This is a genomic window from Photorhabdus hainanensis, from assembly GCF_018448965.1.
Lineage (GTDB): Bacteria > Pseudomonadota > Gammaproteobacteria > Enterobacterales > Enterobacteriaceae > Photorhabdus > Photorhabdus akhurstii.
Map to the genome: position 1 here is coordinate 1 of NZ_RCWD01000008.1, position 23004 is coordinate 23004.

Here is a 23004-nt window from a genome sequence, read left to right on the forward strand (position 1 = left end):
AGTGTTAAGCTTCCTTATTTTCAGTGGGTTAACACAATGATAAGTAATGTAAAAAATTCGATACGCGGAACATATCATTCGATTAGCAAAAAGTATTTACCTCGTTATCTTGCCGAATTCTGTTTCAAGTTCAATTGGCGCTTTAACCTTAAAAAAACATTCGAACAGCTTATTTATTCATGTATCCGGGCAGCACCTATACCTGAGTATTTACTCAAGCTAGCTGAGATTCGATGGTAATCAGGTTAATTTTTGTGAATTTGATCTATTTTTCTTGGATTTTAATAGCGTAATTATGCTAAAAGTAAGAAAGTGTACAATATTACCAGTTTCTTATTTGATTGGAATCGAGTGGGTAAAAATGTATAAATGGGGTAAAACATGGAGAATAAAAACAAGCTATTATCCTCTGATATAATATCTATCTTTGGTACAGGAATAAGTGAAATAGCGCTTCTTTCACTTATATATTCAATTACCAAGTCGGAGATAGATACGTCTTTAATGGTATCTGTGAGGTTAATGGCGAGTATATTGGTTTTTGTGGTTATTGGTGGGTTAACGGCTCGGTTTAATATGCGGGCTATTTGTATTTCTTCGGATTTATTTCGGGCAGTAACAATATTCCTTGCTGTATTTGTGAATAATATATATTTATTATTTTTCATATCTTTCCTGCTGTCATTTTTTTCAGGTTTAAATATATCGATAAGGTCAGCGGCATACCAGGTATTTGTCAGCTCAGAAGAAAGAGTTGCTTTTATATCAAAGCAACAATTCTATTATGGGTTACTCTCTATATCTTCTCCATTGATAGCCGGTTTTTTGATAAATATGATGTCAATACGATCCTTGTTTCTTATTGAATCAATGTGTTTTATTTTATCAATTATATTTCTCTTTTTTATCAGCGATTGGGGAACTAAAATAAAGGAAAAAGATATTTCTATGAAATATGGTGGGTTGGAATATATTATTAAGAATAATACCCAGAGAAATATATTATTGTTCAGGATAAGTATTTTAACTGCAATGGTGTCATACCAAGTGATTTCAACCTATATAATAACTTCTAACTATACAACAATTGTCTCTTTATTTAGTGGATTATATTCGTTTTCTTTTTCTGATTTGGTTGCTTATTTTTCCTTTTTAGCTTCTATTTCAATGTTATTTGGATCTTATTTATCTGGTTGTTATTTTAATATAAGTAAATTAAAAAAATCTTTCTTTCTTGGCTCTCTTTTGATTGCTGTTGGATCTATTTTTTGGGCCATGCCTTTGTCAAGAATTGTCCTATTATACTATACATTAGGCACTATGCTTATTTTTGTCGGACTCTCTTTTTTAAGGATATCTCTCTATACATCAGGGCAAGAGCTGACGCCAGAAAAATATTTTGCGAAAATAATATCGTCTTCGGATGCAATTTCAAGAAGTTACCAGTCAGCCTTTGGTATTATAATAATATGGTTAATCCCTTTGCTAGGAAGTAGTGTTTTATTTGTCTTTTTTGCAATGTGTTCTTTGAGTTCAGTTTTTGTTGCAAAGAAAATAAGCGCTGACGTTGAGAGTAAACTAACATTAAAGTAATTCATTTTGAATGAAATTATTGGCAATAGTTTCAATTTATTGAATTCAGTGAATTATCTCCCTCGGTGTTTTTTCTAATATTCACGACACAGAAAAGTCGTTGCTTGAATATAAGTATATTAAGTATATAAAGCATAATTTATGCGACATTTGCCTCATATCTGACAGATTATTATTGACTAACGATATTGGAATAATTTAAATATTCGTCCTTTGAAGGAGAAAAGTGTAGGTAATAAACAGCTAAATTAGTATGTTTACTTAAACAAGTAAGAAAAATAAAGGTTTTAAGAATGAGTTTACAGAATCTAATATAATTTTTATAAGTAATGCAGGTAGCAAAGAAGACCTAATTTAGCTATTAAAAAATAAGGTAGCAAATGAACATTTCTTCAATTAAGAATAATATAACAAAGCAATATAGTACCTTAATTCTATTTCCCGTTGAGGTAATAATTAATTTATTATCTTCTTTTTTTTCATTTTTTATATTGATTTACATAATAACACTTCCTTTGACTGAGGGTTTAGAGGCAGGGAGTGTTGGGCTGATTATCTTCTTAATTGTAATATTGAGACCTATTTTGAGTATGATTAATAATCTAAGTTTATTTCTCATTACTAAAAAGCAGGCTTATATTCTCTCAATATTTGATAACTGTTTCACCAGTAAAAAAGAGGCTCAGCAGAATGAGCACGATATTGTAAATTATTCCACCTATGATACTAGTGTGGTTTTGATTATATCTAAGGTAATTTGTTTCATTTATCTCTCCATTCTAATGGTCATTAATGTTGAAGGGGGAACAGTTGGTTTATTATCTTTGTGTTCTATATTGATACCATTATCCTTTTTTCTATTTAAAAAGCGAGCCTATCTCTCTAAACAACTAGCAAAGATAAGGAAATTAAGATACGGATTTATTGGAGATAACTTTGAGTCCTTGACTGCTATATTGTTAACTGGATACCAGGGAGGGAAACTTTTAAGTTTGAACAGAATTATTAACATTGAAGAAACAGTAAAACGTATTGATTCATTGTGGAGAGCTGTAGATATTTCCTCAAATGCATTTTTAAAAGTTATTCCTGTTATTCTTCTCATTCTGATTGGTAAGGAAATAGATAATAGTGATAAACTACTTATTCTTTTATATTCTCTAATTTTGGTTAGTGAATATCTTGGTTTAGTTAGATTATTAATGCCATTTTATGATGGCTATCTGGCAAAATTATCAATTATTAGTAGATATGAAAATTATCGCTCTAAGCCAGAAGAGTATTATGATTTAGATGGTACACAAAGTTTTGTTGAGAAAACTATTCTGGGAAATATATATTTATCAAAAGAGCTAATCAATAGAAGTATATTAAATAAATTAAGTTATGAAATTTTCCAGATTAATAAATATATTGATATGAGCTCAAACATTCGTTATCTGTCGAGAGGGAAATTAAATCTTATTTTTGCTGTAAGGAGTGTATATATGGCCATAATTGATAATTACAAAGGCCATATTTATTTTGATACAAATAAGACTGGTTGGGATTCTAAATTATTATTTGATTTAAAAGATATCATTTCAAAAATAAAAATAGAGTATCAAATTGATGTTATATTGTTATTTCCTCATGAAATTAATCATATTGAGTTGGAAATAAAAAATAAACCTATAAAGTCGACGTCAGATAATGGAGTTATATTAGCAGGAAATTGTAAGATTAATAAATCAAAAACAGCTCAATTTCTATATATTTTCAGTTATAACTCTGTAATTGGAATTATACTCTTGTTCATTGCTAGTCTTTCGTTATTCGAGTTAGGAAGAGTGACATACAATGAATATGATAGTGAAACCTATAAGATAATATCTGTATCTCTATTAGGTATGATTTCATTGATTGTGGGATCATATTTAATAGAGTTTAAGATAAGAAAAAGAGCAAGGCAAGACATATATAACTCTATTAAAAGTAACTTTAGAGTGGAAGGTTTCAATTTATTTAAGCATGAATACAATGTGATAATAAATAGATTTACCATGTATGCCAAGGATGTTTTCTGGTTTGGTTCGATATTTGTCGGTACTGTATTTTTATTTCTTAATTCTGACAATTTTATGATTGTGTTTGGTGCCATGTTTATATTTCTTACTAGCGTTTATTTATTGTATCCTATATACAAGGATAATAGAAATAAATACTATAAAGAGCTACATGCTTTATCAATTCGATTTTCTTATATTAAAAAACTACCTCAATGTGGTCCGGCTAACCGTTTTTGTCGCGACGCTATTTTATCTGGAATACGTAGTTTATATACCGTAGCATCACAACGATATTTAATTAATTCTTTGGCTTCTATATTAGGTCTTATAATATCTAGTTTGATAATTTTTTATTCTTTATATCCCAGTTTTGAATCAGGTAATATGACGGCTGCTATAAACTTAGATAATAGAATCGTCATTTTTTATTTCGCTATATTTGGATATTTGTCAGAAACTGTATCTATTAAAAGGATAACTGAGCACGACAATGTTTATTATAAAGAAATAAACTTATCTTCTAAATTATTAATTTTAGAGCAAAGTTTGAAAAAAGATAGAATTATACAATTAGTAGGGAATAATGGCAGTGGTAAGACCTCTTTTCTTAAGAAATTATCTGAAATAAAAGGATACATATATGTAGACCATAATTTTGATTCCTATTTAGCAAATGATAGATTTTTATATTATCTCAATAACTCGGATTCAGAGGTAATTATATTTGATGAATTTGATTGCAGGAAATTAATAGATAGAATTGATAAAAATAAGAAAATAATCGTTGTTTCACACATGGAAACTATTGGTTCAATATTGAACATTAGCGAAGTGGTATGAAAAGATTGGCTACAGAGTGAGTGACTGCGAGTGATCGTTTTTACCGCCTTGCAGCAAGGTCTTACCGTGTTATTATCAGTGGATGGCTCAAGAACAATGCCACAATTTCACGCATAACGATGAGATATGACAAAATGACCGATAAACTAACCTCCCTGCGTAAACTGACAACAGTAGTAGCAGATACCGGGGATATTGCGGCGATGAAACTTTATCAGCCACAAGATGCGACAACTAACCCATCTCTGATCCTTAACGCGGCACAGATTCCTGAATACCGTAAACTAATTGATGAAGCAATTGCGTGGGCGCGCGAACAGAGCGATTCCCGCGAGCAGCAGATTGTGGATGCTAGTGATAAACTGGCGGTAAATATTGGCTTGGAAATTCTCAAACTGATCCCTGGCCGTATTTCGACAGAAGTTGATGCCCGTCTGTCTTATGACACTGAACGCAGTGTTGCCAAAGCTAAACGCCTGATTAAGTTGTATAACGAGGCCGGTATCAGCAATGATCGGATTCTGATCAAATTGGCTTCAACTTGGCAAGGTATCCGCGCGGCGGAACAGCTAGAAAAAGAAGGGATTAACTGTAACCTGACACTACTGTTCTCCTTTGCTCAGGCGCGTGCTTGTGCGGAAGCCGGGGTTTATCTGATTTCACCATTTGTTGGCCGTATCCTTGACTGGCATAAAGCGAACAGCGAGCAGAAAGAGTTCGCTCCACACGAAGATCCGGGCGTCATTTCTGTGACTGAAATCTACCAATACTACAAACAACATGGTTATAACACTGTAGTTATGGGAGCAAGTTTCCGTAATTCCGGTGAGATCTTGGAATTGGCGGGTTGCGACCGTTTGACTATTGCGCCTGCGCTGTTGAAAGAGCTGTCCGAAGCTCAGGGTGAAGTTGAACGTAAACTGGGTTATACCGGTGAAATTAAAGCGCGTCCAGAGCCATTGAATGAGGCTCAGTTCTACTGGGAACATCATCAAGATGCAATGGCGACAGAAAAACTGGCGGACGGTATCCGTAAATTTGCTATTGATCAGGGCAAACTTGAGAAGATGATCGCTGATCTGCTGTAATGATAGGCGATAAACTATTCTTTTAGCGTTAAAGGCGGCATAATTGGCCGCCTTTTTGCTATTTAGTTTAATTGTGTTAATTGAGGTTTATATGAATGAATTGCGCATTGGCTTGGTATCCGTCTCTGATCGTGCATCAAGCGGTATTTATCAGGACAAAGGGATTCCGGCATTGGAAGAGTGGCTAAAAAGGGCGATTACCACCCCTTTTCAGATAGAGACTCGCCTGATCCCCGATGAGCAGATCATCATTGAACAAACCTTGTGTGAATTGGTGGATGAAATCGGCTGTCATCTGGTTTTAACCACCGGTGGAACCGGCCCGGCCCGCCGAGATGTGACGCCTGATGCCACATTAGCGGTTGCAGACCGTGAAATGCCGGGTTATGGCGAACAGATGCGTCAGATTAGTTTGCAATTTGTTCCAACGGCAATTTTATCTCGTCAGGTTGGTGTTATCCGCAAACAGGCGCTGATTTTGAACTTGCCGGGGCAGCCAAAAGCAATCGCAGAAACGTTGGAAGGCTTGAAAGACGAAGACGGCAAAGTTCTGGTATCCGGTATTTTTGCCAGTGTGCCATATTGTATCCAATTGCTGGATGGCCCGTATGTGGAGACCGATGATAAGGTAGTCGCGGCTTTTAGACCGAAAAGTGCTCGGCGCTGAGCAATGGGCTAACTGTGGAAAGAATCAAAAAAATCGAACTTTTATCCGTCATTTATAAAAAGGCAACTTCAACATTATAAATCTATAATTCATTTGGTATGTTGATTAGTTTGTTTGGAATAAATTTCGGGGTAAAAAAATGCAACGGTCAAAAAAAGTAAGGATTGGCTTTATTGCTGGTTTGGCATTGATTATGAGCGCAATGGCGCCAACGGTGACGTTAGCAATGGAGGCAAAGACGACGGTAGCTCAGTTGATTAATCAGCGCCTTTCTTACATGAAAGACGTAGCGGGATACAAGGCTGAAAACCATTTACCTGTTGAGGTTTTGGCTCAAGAAGATAAGGTTCTTGCTAAATCAATAAGTGAGGCTGAATCATTCGGGTTAAGCGGAGAATCAGTTAGGCCGTTCATTATAATTCAGATGGATGCTGCAAAGGCGATTCAATATCGTTATCGAGCTGATTGGTTGTCAGTTCCTGAAAATGGTTGGCAATCGAAGTCGCTAGATGATGTTCGGATTAAAATTAGCGGGCTGAATACGGAAATCTTCCAACAAATTGCGATTTTGCTTAAAGCCGGAGAGAAAATAAGCGCTTCTGACAAAGAAATGTTTATGAGGAATATTCAACAACATAACTTAAAAGATTCAGATAAGCAGCAAATTTTTGCGGCGCTTGAGAAAGTGAAATTAAAATAAATCACAGTCCTTCGCTCTTTAGTAAGAAAAACCGGTCTTTTTGAAGTGAGCCTTTGGAACTAGATTTGCTTTACGTTTTTTCAAGCTACCAGTAGTACGTACAGCAACAATCTGTTTCGGCATACAGATAACCCTGCTTGATGCACGAGACACTGATAATGTTGTACAGGGCTTGATACCTCTCAGATTAAAGCGGCCTTATAGTTTCTCTCTGAACGTCATATGTTAAAAGTAATCCCCTACGGGCGAACTTGCGCCTTATATCTTATTGATGGTAACTCCTCGGAAGTTAAATTTGACGTATACAGCGTAAAAGCCAGTGTGCTGATAAAACCGAACCTTTTTTCCTTAACTCCTACCTGTAATTATGGTGATAATTTGTTTTTTAGGTTGACAAAATCGACATTATTCATGACATTCATGCATATTGACATGACAAAAAATCATTTTTGATTGTCATTATATTTAAGGGGTTGGTTATGAATATCGTTGCTGAGGACATTGTTGCCCTCATAGAAGCGTCTTTGGATGCTAATTATACAGAAGTTAGAAGTGTCAGTAATAGAATAGCTAAATCCATCAGTGCCGATGATATGGATGTTGCCAAAAAAATTAAATCCATAGTAAGACGTAAGGGAGTTCCACTTCGTAGTTCGGGATATAGTGATAGTTTACCTGTTGACCCTAAATCAAGAATGCCTCTAATTGAGGAGCATCAGTGGTCAGTGACCCCTATTTTTTTGGGCGAGTCTGAAAGTATTACTTTTAATGCTTTTATTGAAAGTGTTAAGCATCAAAAAAAACTAATTGAAAATGGGTTATCAGGAAGATTGGGGTTACTGTTATCAGGTCCACCGGGTACTGGTAAGACATTGATTGCTGGTCATGTTGCCTCTCAACTAAATAGGCCGTTATTCGTTGTCAGATTAGATTCAGTAATATCATCATTATTGGGTGATACAGCTAAGAATTTAAGGCAAATATTTGATTATGTACCTTCTAGAAACGGTATATTGTTATTAGATGAGGTTGATGCGGTTGCTAAGATACGTGATGATCGGCACGAAATAGGTGAGCTTAAACGTGTTGTGAATACTTTGATACAAGGTTTAGATTCACTGGATGATAGCGCAGTAGTAATTGCGGCAACTAACCACGCAGATCTTTTAGACCCCGCGATTTGGCGACGTTTTCCATATAAAATTCGCTTTGGTATGCCAAACCTTGAAGTTAGGGAGTCTCTTTGGAATCATTTCCTTTTCCAAGACAAGGGTATATCAAAGGAGTTAAAAGCACTATCTATAATATCAGATGGATTAAGCGGAGCAGATATTGAAACTATAGCAATAGCAGCGAGAAGACAGGCAATTTTGACTAATTCGGGTATTGATATTATAGCGGTCATTCAAGCAATAATTGAGGGTGATTCACATAACTCGATTATACCTTACAGAGAAAGGTTGAGTTCGGATAATAAAAAAAGCATCGTTAATTTGCTTTCCGAAACTAAATTGTTTACTCAGGCTGAAATCGGTAGTTTTTTGAAACTAAGTAGACAGACAATTTCAAGCTATCTCAAGGAGTAGGAATTATGGCTGAGGGTGTTAGAAGTCCTTTATTAAATCCTGTACTATCTTTTTTAGATAAGCCAGTTCCCAATACAGTGAGTGGTGGCGGAAAAAACTCTAAAGATATAATTTGGGCGCGATTAGATGCTCAAAAAAAGAAGCTATCGAAAGAGCTTAGACACATTAGCGAAAATGATGGTATTGTTTCCCATTCAGGTAAAATTCATCTATTAGCTAAAATGTTTGATGATTCTCTTGCACCATCTTGGATCCCTGATGATTTATTTGAAACAGATGATTTAACAAGAATAGTTGCTCCGGCTTTTGATGGATACCTAGTCGAAATCTCAGGTTCTAAAATCTCTAATTTGATTGAGAAAATAGAAAGAGCGAAAAATGGTCGAATTAAGGTCGATATTTCTCGTCTTGAAAGTATTATTGGTTTTGATAAAAATCAAGCATTAAGAGGAAGAAAGGCAAAAGCTGTTTTTGAAGCGTTTGATGATGTAGAAAAGCAGTTCAATGTTTGGGTTTTACCATTCCATGCTAAAAAAGCAAGAGTATCTGTTAAGAGAGAACTTGAAGAGTTTGCTAATCAAAAGATTATTGGTTTTGGTCATTCTAAATTTGATAATGTTTTTAAAAATGAAGAAATACAAAAAAAGGGAAATAGATATTTTCTAAGAAAGTTGGATGAGTATTTAGTCGACGGAATATTATCATTTACCACAGTAATAAATAGTTTAGAGAATTTTAATAAGTTAATTAGCTCTGGTATTGTTTATAGAATTGAGCCGGTGCATCATGTTTCAGTAAAATCAGTGTCACCAGGTAGCGGTAAAGAACCAATACCTAATTTATCTAACTTGAAAAATATCCCAACAGTAGTAATTGTTGACGGTGGTTGCTCTGCTGTTTCTTATTTACCTTTTAATGTAATGAGAATTGTTCCATTAGTAGATCAGCATGATGCAGATTTAAAGCATGGTAATAAGGTTACTTCAGTAATTTGCCAAGGATCTGCGTGGAATAATAATCTCGCTTTACCTGAGTTGGAGTGCAAGTTTATTAGCGTTCAAGCAATTAATAAAAAAGGAGTCGCTATCCAACCAACAACCGAACAATTTATTAACTATCTTAGAGATGTTGCCAATGAGACAAATGGGGTATCTCAGATATGGAATCTTTCATTTAATGAGAGTGAGCCATATTATTCGAATGAGGAAATTAGTTATTTAGGGCATGAAGTTAATAGAATTGCCCGTGAGTTTAACATATTACCAATTATTTCAATCGGTAATGTAAGTAGATCAAATAGTATAAGATTGTGTCCCCCTGCCGATTGTGAATCTGCTTTAACTATAGCGGGACGATGTGCGGATGAAAATGGTATGGCAACTACACCTTGCTCGATGAGCTTGCGAGGGCCTGCTCCAGCAGGAATGAAAAAGCCAGAACTATCTTGGTTTTCAACGTTACGAATGATTGGTGGGGTAATAGATACTGGAACTAGTTACAGTACACCTCTTATTTCATCAATAGCAGCCCATGCGTTTAAAAATCTAAAAGAACCTACTCCTGATTTAGTTAGAGCATTGTTAATAAATAAAGCTGAGAGGTGTGTACATGATTTGCGTCTAGGTTGGGGATCACCTTGGAAAGAAGGTAATAACCTTCCTTGGTATTGTGATGAAGGGACAGTTACTCTCGCTTGGAATAGTAAAATTCGTGCAGGATTTGCATATTATTGGAATGATATCTTTCTACCTACTGAAATGTTGAAAGATGGAAAAATTAAAGGAGAAATAATATTAACAGCAATATTAAAACCCTTGGTTTCTGAACTGGGCGGCGAAAATTATTTTGCTACTAGGCTACAGTGCTCTTTGCAGAGCATTAGTAACGACGGTAAAGTAAAAAATCTTCTTGGTACTATGAAGGAATCTAAAGAAAAAGAACTTCAGTCTCGCCAAGAGTTAGCTAAATGGAGTCCGATAAGACATCATGGCAAATCTTTTTCAGGAGTATCCGTTGATAATACGAAGTTAAGACTCTATGCTCGAATTTTTACCCGTGATTTATATCAGTTTGATATGTCATCACACCATGAACTATCAGAACAAGAGGTATCATTTGTCTTAACTTTTAAAAGTCACGATAAAGATTCTGGTATTTATAACTCAATGAAACAACGTTTAGGACCAAAAGTTGAAGTTGGAATAATTGAGCAAGATATTGATATCGATAATACAATATAAATACATAGTATCCCCCTGTATTAGCTGCTTGATACAGGGGCGAATATCTATCATATCTATGTAAATTAACTGTTAGTAACGTGTCAATCCTCGAAGATGAGAGGCTTTTTCATTTCTATGCCGCTTAAAAAATTGAAGTGAACACTAGAAGTTGGATTTAAGGGGTTCACTTCACTTTTTTGCGGTAGTCTCAATTGGTGGGAGATTGACTACCAGAAAACAACGTACAATACAGCCAGAATGATCATAATGGCATAAGATGCAATATTAAAACTGCGGTCCGTCGCAAACATAGATGAAACCAATATAATACCTTTGGGATCATCGTCATTAGCCGATGTACTTAAACTCGTGAATGCAATAACGACCAGTGTAAAGAGTAATGTGTAGAGCATTTGATCCATAAATGGCATTGCAAACGGCATGAATTTCAGAAATAAGGCAAAGGGGATCGATAAAACCACACCAATTATCGCCCCTTTACTGGTCGTCTTTTTCCAGAATAACCCAAGTAAGAACACGGCTAAAATACCGGGGCTGACAAGACCAGTATATTCTTGAATATATTGGAATGCTTGGTTAATACCGCCAAGCATTGGCGCAACAAAACAGGCGATAATCAGGGCAATAGTGGCAGAAATACGGCCAACATTAACCAGTTTGTGGTCGCTTGAGTCAGGCGCAATATATTCCCTGTAAATGTCCATAGTGAAAATGGTGGCGGTCGAATTTAGCATCGACGCTAATGATGAAACGATAGCGGCTGCTAATGCGGCAAATACGATGCCTTTAAAACCGACAGGTAGAAATTGGGTTAACCACGGATAAGCTTTATCTGCGTGCGTTGCATCAGGCACGTTATTTAGCGCAAGGTCGCCTAAACCTGCCATTAATTCAGGGGAGGTTGTGATCACATAAGCGGCAATGCCCGGCACAACAACCAGGAAAGGCAGAATAAGTTTCAGAAAAGCGGCAAAAACAATTCCTTTCTGTGCTTCCTGCACTGACTTGGCAGCAAGGGTACGTTGAATAATATATTGGTTGAAGCCCCAATAATAGAGGTTGGCAACCCATAAACCGCCAATTAGTACCGCAATACCAGGCAAGTTTATGAATTGAGGATTACTTTTATCCAAAATCATTTCAAAGTGTCTTGGCGCTGCATCAACCATTTTTGCAAATCCGGCCATTATGCCTTCACTGCCGCCAATATAGCTGACGGCAATAAGTGTTGTGAGCAATCCCCCTAATATCAGGAAAAAGACTTGAATAACATCGGTCCAAACGATAGCCGAGAGGCCGCCGTAAATAGAATAAACCAAGGCAAATATTGCAAGCCCAATAATGGAATAGATCAATGGAATATTCAGAATGGTTTCCAGTGCTAAGCCACCTAAATAAAGCACAGAGGTCAGATTGACGAAAATATAGAGTGAGATCCAGAACACTGCCAGAATGGCTTTTAAATTTTTATTAAACCGTTGTTCCACAAATTCTGGGATAGTATAAATGCCTTTCTCAATGAAGATAGGTAAGAAATATTTACCTACGATGATTAATGTAATTGCCGCCATCCATTCATAAGAAGCGATTGCTAAACCAATGGAATAACCGGAGCCGGACATACCAATAAATTGCTCGGCAGAAATATTTGCCGCGATCAGTGAGGCGCCTATTGTCCACCAGGGCAAGGATTTACCTGCCAGGAAGTAATCTTCAGTGCTTTTGTCCGAGCCTTTTTTATCCCTGGATACCCAGAGTCCCACACTGATGATAATGGCGACATAGAACATAAATACCAATATATCTACCAAGCTTAAACCGTGTTCTATAGTGGACATGTTTCTTTTCCTGGCTAGTTTATTTGATACTAAATTGTAAACGTTACCATTTGGTGGAGATGTAATCAGAATCACAAAATTGTTATTAAATATCGTATTTGTAATTTATCTTAATTCTTAATAATTTGTTTTAATTAATAGATTAAGTAAATTTACTGTGACTTTAACTCATGTTTGCAGAATATGTCGAAGTTGAACACCTTAATCTGTCTTTTAGGTTTATATCTAAGCTTCTTGTGTAATTGTTTACATTTACGTGATTGGTATCTCAGATTAGTATTAATGCTCGTTGTTAAACTGTGTCCAGCCTGAGTGTGAATAAAGATTTTCACAATCGGTATTGGAAAATATAAATGAGGTAGAGACTGTTATGTCCAAGATTGTATTCAATCCTGCTGAACATCCCCACCGTCGTTATAATCCGCTAACCGGGCAATGGGTTTTGGTCTCTCCCCATCGGGTAAAGCGGCCGTGGCATGGGCAGGATGAGAAATCATTGATAGACGATATTCCAAGCTATGATGAGCAATGTTTTCTTTGCCCATTAAACACGCGTATTTCCGGTGATAAAAATCCTGCTTATCAAGGAACCTTTGTTTTTAATAATGATTTTTCGGCTTTAATACCAGATTCACCTGATGTGCCTCAATCGTCTCACTCATTGTTTAAAATACAAGGAGTACGAGGATTAAGTCGTGTAATCTGTTTTTCTCCTGATCACAGTAAGACATTGCCTGAATTGTCGGTTAGGCGCATTCGTCAGGTAATTGATACCTGGAATGAACACATTGAAACGTTGGGTAAAGAATATCTTTGGGTTCAGGTTTTTGAAAATAAGGGTGAAGCAATGGGCTGTTCTCAGCCTCATCCTCACGGGCAAATCTGGGCGAATAGTTTTCTGCCAAACGAAATTGAGCGTAAAGATAAACAATTGCGTGCTTATTACCAGGAACAGGACTCCAATTTATTGGTGGATTATGTTCAGGCTGAATTAGTTGATGGTGAACGAGTGGTGGTCGATACAATCCATTGGTTGGCGGTTGTGCCTTATTGGGCAGCATGGCCCTATGAAACCATGTTGTTACCTAAAGTTCATGTTCGTCGTATGAATGAATTAACGGATGAACAACGCGATGATTTGGCGGTCGCGCTTAAAAAGCTTACCAGTCGTTATGACAACTTATTTCATAGCTCTTTTCCTTATTCAATGGGTTGGCATTTTGCACCGTTTTTTGACCAAGGTACTGATGTTGAACATTGGCAACTGCATGCGCTTTTCTATCCGCCATTATTGCGATCGGCTACTGTGCGAAAATTTATGGTGGGCTATGAAATGTTTGCTGAAACACAACGTGATTTAACCGCAGAACAGGCGGCTAAATTTTTACGCGCGGTGAGTGATGTACATTATAAAGCGCAATAATGTTAATTATCTGGCAGGATATTTCATGAGAAGTATCGTTCAGTTAATATCTTATTTGAGAATGAAATGATGGAAACTTTAATTAATTGTGTTAAAGATGTTTTTGATTTAGTATTTCGTTATATGCCAACACATATTATTCAAGCGCCAGGTCGGGTTAATTTGATTGGAGAGCACACTGATTATAATGATGGCTTTGTATTGCCATGTGCTATTAATTACCAAATTGTGGTTGCGGCGGCAAAGCGGGAAGATAATATTATTCGTGTTGTTTCGGTTGATTACGGCAATCAATTAGATGAGTTTGATATTAGCCAGCCTATTAAATTTGACGAAAATAAAATGTGGGCCAATTATATTCGCGGTGTTGTAAAATGCTTGCTTAGTCGTGGATATATATTTAACGGGGCAGATATTGTGGTAGCGGGTAATGTGCCACAAGGGGCGGGGTTAAGTTCATCGGCTGCACTGGAAACAGTGATTGGTGAAACGATAAAAACACTTTACCATTTAGCTATTAGCCAAACGGAAATAGCGTTAAATGGGCAGCAAGCTGAAAATGAATTTGTCGGTTGCCATTGTGGCATTATGGATCAATTAATTTCCGCGCAAGGTAAGAAGGAACATGCGTTATTAATTGATTGCCGCGATTTAACCACGCAAACCGTATCTATGCCGAAAGATATTACAGTTATGATTATTAATTCAAATAAGAAACGAGAATTAGTTGGCAGTGAATATAATATCCGCCGGGCTCAATGCGAACAAGCAGCGGCATTATTTGGCGTTAAAGCTTTGCGGGATGTGACATTAGATGAATTTGAAAAACGGAGTGTTGAGCTTGATAGCATAGTGGCTAAACGTGCTCGCCATGTAATTACAGAAAATGAACGTACACTTCTGGCAGCAAAAGCGTTGGCGGAGGGTGATATGCCATTAATCGCGGAACTTATGGCGCAATCACATCAATCAATGCGTGATGATTTTGAAATTACCGTGCCTGAAATCGATACCTTGGTTGATATTGTGACGCAAGCCATTGGTAAACAGGGGGGAGTGAGAATGACCGGTGGTGGATTTGGTGGCTGTGTGGTGGTTTTAGTCCCCCAAACTTTGGTTGATGTGGTTAAACGCGCGGTAGAGCAACACTATTTTGCGTTGACAGGTCTGAAAGAGACTATTTATGTGTGTCAGGCTTCGGGCGGTGCAAGTTTGGTTGAAACACGGTAGGCAATAAAATGGCAGATGCTTATTTTGAATTATTGAATGCTTCAATGACACAACATATTGCTTTGGATGGAAAAAAAGCAAATCTTGTCTGCCTTTCCAATGCTTCGGGTTTTTCCATCGTGCTAATGGATATTGGCGCTTCGTGGCTGAGTTGCCGTGTACCTTTAAATAGGGAGAAAAGAGAAGTTTTACTAGGTGTTGCCACCTTACAAGACTTTTATAAACAGACCAGCTATTTAGGTGCTACCGTGGGGCGATACGCCAATCGTATTGCCAATGGGTGTTTTAATCTTGATGGTAAAACTTATCAATTACAGGTCAATCAGGCGGGAAATTGTTTGCATGGTGGGATTGAGGGTTTTGATAAGCGGCGTTGGACAATCACTGCAAGAGATGCCTATTCAGTGAGTTTTACATTACAGTCACCAGATGGTGATCAGGGTTTTCCTGGTAATGTCGCTGTGACCGTTCGTTACGTATTAACCAATGATAATCAGATAATCGTGGATTATTTAGCCCATACAAATGCTGCGACGCCCATTAATTTGACTAATCACGCTTATTTTAATTTGTTGGGGGCTGATTCTGGAAAAACATGTTTATCGCATCGCCTAGAGGTGAAAAGCGATGACTATTTACCGATCGATGAAAATGGTATTCCGTTGGGCCAACTGGCTTCGGTTAATAATACGGGTTTTGATTTTCGAAAACCTAAAGTAATTAACAGTCACTTTATGCTGGATAAACAGCAACAGATTGTGAATGGGTATGATCATTCATTTTGGTTGCAAGCCGCTCGTTTGAATTCGGATTATGCAATTTCAATTACTTCCCCCGATGAAGCAATTACAATGAAAATCTTCACCACAAAACCGGCTGTGCAGTTTTACACAGGCAATTGGTTAGGTGGAGTGTTTAACCGTGATGGTGGGCGATATGAGAACTATGCGGGCATGGCATTTGAGCCACAATTTTTACCGGATTCTCCCAATCATCCTGAATGGGAGCAAGAGAGCTGCATACTTCGTCCTAACCAACGCTATAAGCACCGTACTTGCTATCAATTCGAGATTCACAATATTGGTTCAATATAATTGTGGCTAAATTGATACACATTCAACGGACATTAGTCTGACGAGCGTCGGGGTAAATATCATCGGCTCTTTCTCTACGTTCATAACGGACTGGAAGAGGGAGAAAAAATTTGCCTTCTTCCAACCCGCGGTTTATTACGGTTTTATCTCGCCAATAGGCAGAATAGTGCGTCCATATTGTTCATTCAGCACTTCCGCCATTGCCAGATAAATTGCGCTGGCGCCACAAATTATCCCTTCATAACCGGCAATCGTCAGAAGAGTGGTATTTCCGGTAAAGTTGCCAATCGCTAACAAAGCGAACAACAGAGTCAGGCCGCCAAAGATAAACTGTAGCATGCGGTTAGCCTTGAAGGTGCCAAAGAACATAAACAGGGTAAACACACCCCACAGGCCAAGATATACTGCTAAATATTGGCTGTTGGTGGCTTCCGCCAGTCCCATTTTAGGTAGAAACAGTAACCCGACCAGACTGAGCCAAAATAACCCATAAGAGGTGAAAGCAGTTGCGGCAAAGGTATTGCCTTTCTTATATTCAAAAAGCCCTGCCAGTACTTGGGCCAGGCCGCCGTAGAAAATGCCCATACTCAGGATAACGGATGCCAGTGGAAAGAAACCTGCGTTATGCAGATTCAGAAGAATGGTTGTCATGCCGAAGCCCATCAAACCTAAGGGGCCGGGATTAGCCAATTGATTCGCGCTCATAAGTCCTCTGAAAGAAAATCATAAAAGTCATAAATAGCAAAGGTGGCGAATCATAATGATCTGTCAGCAAGGAAACAATGACCTTTGAAATAATAAAAAGGTTTTTTTTCACATCCCCCCTTGATGATAGTTTTAACGACCCCATCTTATAATCAACCGCAGTTGCTAATCGCTGTCCTATACAGCCGGTATATATAAGCAAAGGTGAGGAATCGCATAGAGGCATAAAAATGGGTGCCATTGAAAAGCAGAAAGTTATCCTCATATTGATTAGCAACTTGACTGATTACGAATTTCTTTGGAGGCGTTTAGATGGGTAAAATTATTGGTATCGACCTGGGAACTACCAACTCTTGTGTAGCTATTATGGATGGCACGACAGCTCGTGTGCTGGAAAACAGCGAAGGTGATCGCACAACCCCTTCCATCATTGCTTATACCCAGGATGGTGAAACTCTGGTTGGTCAACCGGCTAAACGTCAGGCTGTTACTAACCCGCAAAATACGTTGTTTGCTATTAAGCGTCTGATTGGACGTCGTTTCCAAGATGAAGAAGCGCAACGCGACGTAGCTATCATGCCATACAAAATTATTGCGGCAGATAATGGCGACGCATGGCTGGAAGTGAAAGACCAGAAAATGGCTCCTCCTCAGGTTTCTGCTGAAGTTTTGAAGAAAATGAAGAAAACAGCGGAAGATTATCTGGGTGAGCCAGTTACTGAAGCGGTAATCACTGTACCTGCATATTTTAACGATGCTCAGCGTCAGGCAACCAAAGATGCGGGCCGTATCGCAGGTCTGGAAGTAAAACGTATTATCAACGAACCAACTGCTGCTGCGCTGGCTTATGGCTTGGACAGAGAAGTGGGTAACCGTACTATCGCGGTTTATGACCTCGGTGGTGGTACTTTCGATATCTCTATTATCGAAATCGATGAAGTTGACGGCGAAAAAACCTATGAAGTACTGGCGACCAACGGTGATACTCACTTGGGCGGCGAAGACTTCGACAGCCGTATGATCAACTATCTGGTTGACGAATTTAAGAAAGATCAGGGCATTGATCTGCGTAATGACCCACTGGCAATGCAACGTCTGAAAGAAGCAGCGGAAAAAGCAAAAATTGAGCTCTCTTCTGCACAGCAGACCGATGTTAACTTGCCATATATCACCGCAGATGCAACCGGTCCTAAGCACATGAACATTAAAGTAACCCGTGCGAAACTGGAATCACTGGTAGAAGATCTGGTTAAACGCTCTATGGAGCCTGTACGAGTTGCATTGCAAGATGCTGGCCTGTCAGTTTCTGATGTGAACGATGTCATTCTGGTGGGTGGTCAGACCCGTATGCCAATGGTACAGAAAGTCGTTGCTGACTTCTTCCATAAAGAACCACGTAAAGATGTGAACCCTGACGAAGCGGTAGCAATGGGTGCTGCGGTACAGGGCGGTGTTTTGGCTGGTGATGTGAAAGATGTATTGTTGCTGGATGTTACACCATTGTCTCTAGGTATCGAAACAATGGGTGGCGTAATGACTTCCCTCATTGTGAAAAACACCACGATCCCAACCAAACACAGCCAGGTGTTTTCTACGGCAGAGGACAATCAGTCTGCGGTAACTATCCATGTATTGCAGGGTGAGCGTAAACGTGCCGGTGATAACAAATCTCTGGGCCAGTTCAATTTGGATGGTATTCAGGCAGCGCCTCGTGGTATGCCTCAGATTGAAGTGACTTTTGATATCGATGCTGATGGTATTCTGCATGTGTCTGCTAAAGACAAAAATAGTGGCCGCGAACAGCAGATCACTATCAAGGCTTCTTCCGGTTTGAATGAAGAAGAAATTCAACGGATGGTTCGTGATGCGGAAGCGAACGCAGAGTCTGATCGTAAGTTTGAAGAGTTGGTACAGGTCCGTAACCAGGCAGATCAACTGGTTCACGGTACGCGTAAGCAAGTAGAAGAAGCCGGTGACAAACTGTCGGCAGAAGATAAAACCGCGATTGAAGGCGCTGTGGCTGAGTTGGAAAAAGTTGCTAAAGGCGAAGACAAAGCGGATATCGAAGCGAAAATTCAGGCTTTGGTTCAGGCTTCCGCTAAGTTGTTGGAAATTGCCCAGCAGCAGGCTCAAGCTGGTGCGACCGCAGACGCTGGCGACAGTGCGAAGAAAGATGACGACGTTGTAGACGCTGAATTCGAAGAAGTTAAAGATAAAAAATAATTGCCCTTAGCGGGCGCGGCGATAGTTATGACAATTGTTGCTGATTAACCGGCACGGGCGTTGAGGGAACTCTGCGCCCGTGCGCGTATGTTAAGGGTAAAATAAGAGATGGCAAAGAGAGACTGTTACGAAGTTTTGGGTGTTTCCAAAACAGCGGACGAAAAAGAGATTAAAAAAGCCTATAAGCGGCTGGCAATGAAATATCACCCTGATCGTAATCAGGGCGATAAAGATGCGGAAAGCAAATTCAAAGAAGTTAAAGAAGCTTATGAAATTCTGACGGATGCTCAGAAACGAGCTGCTTATGACCAATATGGCCATGCTGCTTTTGAACAGGGAGGCATGGGTAGCGGCGGCGGCGCTGATTTTAGTGATATCTTTGGTGATGTTTTCGGTGATATCTTCGGCGGTGGTCGTCGCCAGCAGCGTCCAAGTCGCGGGGCTGATTTGCGTTACAGCATGGAGTTGACGCTGGAAGAAGCGGTTCGTGGTGTGACCAAAGAGATCCGCATCCCGACATTGGAAACCTGTGATACCTGTCATGGCAGCGGTGCTAAAGCAGGAACCAGCCCTGTAACCTGCTCAACCTGTAAAGGTGCTGGTCAGGTTCACATGCGTCAGGGATTTTTCACCGTTCAGCAACCTTGTCCACACTGTCATGGCCGTGGTCAGATCATTAAGGATTCTTGCCATAAATGTCATGGTCATGGGCGAGTTGAAAGATACAAAACCCTGTCTGTTAAGATCCCGGCGGGTGTTGATACCGGCGATCGCATTCGTTTGAGTGGTGAGGGTGAAGCAGGAGCAAAAGGCGCACCGGCAGGTGATCTGTATGTTCAGGTACAGGTGAAATCGCACCATATTTTTGAGCGTCAAGAAAGTAATCTCTATTGTGAGGTGCCGGTTAACTTTGCAATGGCGGCCCTGGGCGGAGAAATTGAAGTTCCAACCCTCGATGGCCGTGTGAAACTGAAAATACCTGCGGAAACTCAGACAGGTAAAATGTTCCGCATGAAAGGCAAAGGTGTTAAATCTGTCCGTGGTGGTGTTCAGGGTGATTTACTGTGCCGGGTAGTGGTAGAAACGCCAGTTAAATTGAATGAAAGACAGAAAGAATTACTGCGCGAATTGGGTGAATCTTTCGGCGGTACTGGCGAAGAAACGAATAGCCCACGTTCTAAAAGTTTCTTTGATGGCGTAAAGAAATTCTTTGATGATTTGACCAAGTAACAGTCTATATCTCCACATATATAGAGCTGGATTGCTAAATAGCGCTCGAATTACTAGTAAAAAGTCCTCGTTTAAATGAGGACTTTTTGTTTGAGTTGAGAATTATAAACTGAAGTAATTTGTGTGAGTAAATTATAGGCATCATTTAAATTGCGTTCTATGCTGTGACCAATGACTCTGTGGGGTTGCATATCTAAGGTTGATAACCCTTTCCCATCTATATTGATAGTCTCCTTCAACCTGATTTGTAGCCAGTGTGCCTCCCCAAAGGAAGTTATTTGGAAATTGTTTTTTCATGATTTTCCTCTTATTAATTGCTCGTTAAACTTGGAAGATATTCTCTTAATATGATTTTTCCTCTCAGCGTTTAAATTAATTATTCGTGCTGTTTTCTCGTTATTATTGTCTTATTTTATCTTGTCTATCGAACTTTAAGAAATTATCTGGTTATATAAATTCTGAAAGAAATATATATTGCATAATATGAAATCATATTGAACACTAATGTTTTTAGATGAAAAATTAATCGATTGACATTGATAATTTAGCTTCAAAAGGGCTACTTTTTATCATGTAATAATGTAAGGTAGCGGAATGGCCGCAGCCTGGCATCCCTAAAAAGGAAGAACGATAAGCATTACTGAAATGACTACTTCTGAACTCGAAAAAATCCACGCTGAAATAGCAAAATTAATGGCAGAAACGACAAAGATAAATCGTGAGGCTACATGGTATCCGATTGTTGTTGCTTCTAGTCTTATTGGTGCGGTAGCTACCATTACAACTCTATTGCTCAAATTCATTTAATTAATTGGCCCCGTTAAGGGGCTTTGTTCTGGAATACTTATGCGACTGATCGGCTATTATTCTCCTCCTACTACAGAAGATCTCATTAAGCTCAAACAAGAATTAGGTTTCACAGGAGAACAAATGGCCGATTTAGCGGGAATTTCCGGCAACAACCAATAGAGAAAATACACGGGTGGGAAAATGCCACGCATTATTTCTCCGTATATTCTATATAGCAACACAGTTAACACTATCAGAAGATGATTTAAACCGCATTTTGGCTAAGATGCGGGAAATTGGTGCTAATGTAAGATAAATAGGGCCTCTCCACTTAACGATTTCCTCTGATTGATAATCTATTTTATTGAGATGTAGATCATCAATAGATCGGTTATAGCGAATCATTCTGGTTATAAAATCGATTTTTTTCGAAACCATCGCTAGAGTACCATTTAAGTCCGATCAATTTCAGAGGTTAATCATCGTGACAGCAATTATTCGTCAATTCCTGAAATTAGAAGCGGCTGGAGGGCTCCTTCTTATCATCGCTGCCATTATTGCGTTGATGATGGCAAATTCACCATTACAGGGTACTTATCAGCAATTTCTCAATCTTCCGGTAGTAATGCAATTCGCTGCACTGGAGATCAATAAGCCCTTATTGTTGTGGATTAATGATGGCTTAATGGCGGTCTTCTTTTTGATTGTTGGTCTGGAAGTCAAACGGGAACTTCTGGAAGGTTCTTTGGCAGGGCGTGATAAGGCAGTATTTCCGGTAATAGCGGCGATAGGTGGTATGGTCGCTCCGGCATTGATATATCTGCTATTTAATGGCAATGATGAATTTATCCGTCAGGGGTGGGCTATTCCTGCGGCAACTGATATTGCTTTTGCCTTGGGTGTGATGGCGCTATTGTCTAAACGAGTACCAACAGAACTCAAGGTTTTCTTGTTGGCGCTAGCGATTATTGATGATCTGGGCGTTATCGTGATTATCGCTCTGTTTTATACCAAAACAGTTTCCCTTGTGGCGCTTGGATTATCAGTAGCAATGACGGCTTTGCTGGTTTGGATGAATTGGCGTGGTGTCGAAAAAACATCGGCTTATCTGGTTGTTGGCGCTATTCTTTGGGTTTGCATCCTAAAATCGGGTGTTCATGCAACGCTGGCTGGGGTTATCGTTGGTTTTCTGATCCCTCTGCGTAGCCGGAATGGTCATTCACCATCTGAATCACTTGAGCATGGTTTGCATCCTTGGGTGGCGTATCTTATTTTGCCATTATTTGCCTTTGCCAATGCTGGTGTCGTCCTGAAAGGCGTGACGTTAAATGGTTTGACCGATAGATTACCGCTAGGTATTGCTGCGGCTCTGTCTTTTGGTAAGCCATTGGGAATTTTTCTGTTTAGCTATATTTCTATTAAGATCGGATTTGCTAAATTGCCACAGCAGATTAATCTTAAACAGATATTTGCGGTTTCCGTTCTTTGTGGAATCGGTTTTACTATGTCTATCTTTATTTCAGGGTTGGCCTTTGAAGGGGGAGATGAATCTTTCAGTACCTATTCTCGTCTTGGCATTCTGATGGGTTCAACTATCGCTGCGTTTATGGGTTATGGCTTGTTACGAATGGTCTTACCAAAGAAAAAGTGATGGTAGAGCCGTGGTAAATTCATTAATTTAGCCGGTAGTTTCAGAAAGAATTTCCG

Annotated in this window: 18 protein-coding genes; 16 read left to right on the plus strand and 2 right to left on the minus strand. The window is 38.9% G+C overall.

What is annotated here, in order from left to right:
- From EAE92_RS06695 to EAE92_RS06730, 8 genes are all read left to right on the plus strand, one after another.
- The coding region (locus tag EAE92_RS06695; RefSeq protein WP_214067519.1) for a transposase at nucleotides 1-240 on the plus strand (240 nt) is incomplete at its 5' end.
- Nucleotides 241-381: 141 nt separating this feature from the next.
- Nucleotides 382-1593, plus strand: coding sequence for an MFS transporter (locus EAE92_RS06700; RefSeq protein ID WP_214067520.1), 1212 nt, complete (start codon nucleotides 382-384; stop codon nucleotides 1591-1593).
- A 380-nt stretch (nucleotides 1594-1973) separates the two neighbouring features.
- Complete coding sequence (locus EAE92_RS06705; protein WP_214067521.1) at nucleotides 1974-4481, plus strand: hypothetical protein; 2508 nt, start codon at nucleotides 1974-1976, stop codon at nucleotides 4479-4481.
- 134 nt (nucleotides 4482-4615) lie between these two features.
- The gene (gene tal, locus EAE92_RS06710) at nucleotides 4616-5569 is read left to right on the plus strand and encodes a transaldolase (RefSeq protein WP_046394798.1); all 954 of its coding nucleotides are present in this window, start codon (nucleotides 4616-4618) and stop codon (nucleotides 5567-5569) included.
- A gap of 91 nt (nucleotides 5570-5660) precedes the next feature.
- On the plus strand, nucleotides 5661-6236 hold the full coding sequence (gene mog, locus EAE92_RS06715; RefSeq protein ID WP_214067522.1) for a molybdopterin adenylyltransferase: 576 nt from the start codon (nucleotides 5661-5663) through the stop codon (nucleotides 6234-6236).
- A 139-nt stretch (nucleotides 6237-6375) separates the two neighbouring features.
- A complete protein-coding gene (locus EAE92_RS06720; protein ID WP_214067523.1) occupies nucleotides 6376-6936 on the plus strand; it encodes a chorismate mutase in 561 nt (186 codons plus the stop codon).
- A 479-nt stretch (nucleotides 6937-7415) separates the two neighbouring features.
- Nucleotides 7416-8522 (plus strand): AAA family ATPase, encoded by a 1107-nt coding sequence (locus EAE92_RS06725; RefSeq protein WP_214067524.1) that lies wholly within the window; start codon nucleotides 7416-7418, stop codon nucleotides 8520-8522.
- 5 nt (nucleotides 8523-8527) lie between these two features.
- Nucleotides 8528-10762, plus strand: coding sequence for a S8 family serine peptidase (locus EAE92_RS06730; RefSeq protein WP_214067525.1), 2235 nt, complete (start codon nucleotides 8528-8530; stop codon nucleotides 10760-10762).
- A 209-nt stretch (nucleotides 10763-10971) separates the two neighbouring features.
- Here the strand turns inward: EAE92_RS06730 and EAE92_RS06735 are convergent, their stop codons facing one another.
- Nucleotides 10972-12603, minus strand: a complete 1632-nt coding sequence (locus tag EAE92_RS06735) for a sodium/sugar symporter (protein ID WP_214067526.1) — start codon at nucleotides 12601-12603, stop codon at nucleotides 10972-10974.
- 370 nt (nucleotides 12604-12973) lie between these two features.
- Between EAE92_RS06735 and EAE92_RS06740 the strand changes: the two genes are divergently transcribed.
- From EAE92_RS06740 to galM, 3 genes are all read left to right on the plus strand, one after another.
- Nucleotides 12974-14026 (plus strand): UDP-glucose--hexose-1-phosphate uridylyltransferase, encoded by a 1053-nt coding sequence (locus EAE92_RS06740; RefSeq protein WP_214067527.1) that lies wholly within the window; start codon nucleotides 12974-12976, stop codon nucleotides 14024-14026.
- Between the two features lie 69 nt (nucleotides 14027-14095).
- Nucleotides 14096-15256, plus strand: a complete 1161-nt coding sequence (gene galK / locus EAE92_RS06745; RefSeq protein WP_214067593.1) for a galactokinase — start codon at nucleotides 14096-14098, stop codon at nucleotides 15254-15256.
- An 8-nt stretch (nucleotides 15257-15264) separates the two neighbouring features.
- Complete coding sequence (gene galM / locus EAE92_RS06750) at nucleotides 15265-16350, plus strand: galactose-1-epimerase (protein WP_246545049.1); 1086 nt, start codon at nucleotides 15265-15267, stop codon at nucleotides 16348-16350.
- A 135-nt stretch (nucleotides 16351-16485) separates the two neighbouring features.
- On the opposite strand, the gene satP is transcribed toward galM, so the two are convergent.
- Complete coding sequence (gene satP, locus EAE92_RS06755; protein WP_214067528.1) at nucleotides 16486-17055, minus strand: acetate uptake transporter; 570 nt, start codon at nucleotides 17053-17055, stop codon at nucleotides 16486-16488.
- Between the two features lie 312 nt (nucleotides 17056-17367).
- On the opposite strand from satP, the gene dnaK reads away from it, so the two are divergent.
- From dnaK to nhaA, 5 genes are all read left to right on the plus strand, one after another.
- Nucleotides 17368-19278, plus strand: a complete 1911-nt coding sequence (dnaK, locus tag EAE92_RS06760) for a molecular chaperone DnaK (RefSeq protein ID WP_046394808.1) — start codon at nucleotides 17368-17370, stop codon at nucleotides 19276-19278.
- Nucleotides 19279-19386: 108 nt separating this feature from the next.
- A complete protein-coding gene (dnaJ, locus tag EAE92_RS06765; RefSeq protein WP_214067529.1) occupies nucleotides 19387-20508 on the plus strand; it encodes a molecular chaperone DnaJ in 1122 nt (373 codons plus the stop codon).
- 645 nt (nucleotides 20509-21153) lie between these two features.
- Entirely contained in the window at nucleotides 21154-21315 is a 162-nt protein-coding gene (locus EAE92_RS06770) for a hypothetical protein (RefSeq protein ID WP_214067530.1), read from the plus strand.
- Between the two features lie 39 nt (nucleotides 21316-21354).
- On the plus strand, nucleotides 21355-21477 hold the full coding sequence (locus EAE92_RS24960; protein ID WP_281422754.1) for a hypothetical protein: 123 nt from the start codon (nucleotides 21355-21357) through the stop codon (nucleotides 21475-21477).
- A 304-nt stretch (nucleotides 21478-21781) separates the two neighbouring features.
- Nucleotides 21782-22948, plus strand: coding sequence for a Na+/H+ antiporter NhaA (gene nhaA / locus EAE92_RS06780; protein ID WP_214067531.1), 1167 nt, complete (start codon nucleotides 21782-21784; stop codon nucleotides 22946-22948).
- The last annotated feature ends 56 nt before the right edge of the window (nucleotides 22949-23004 follow it).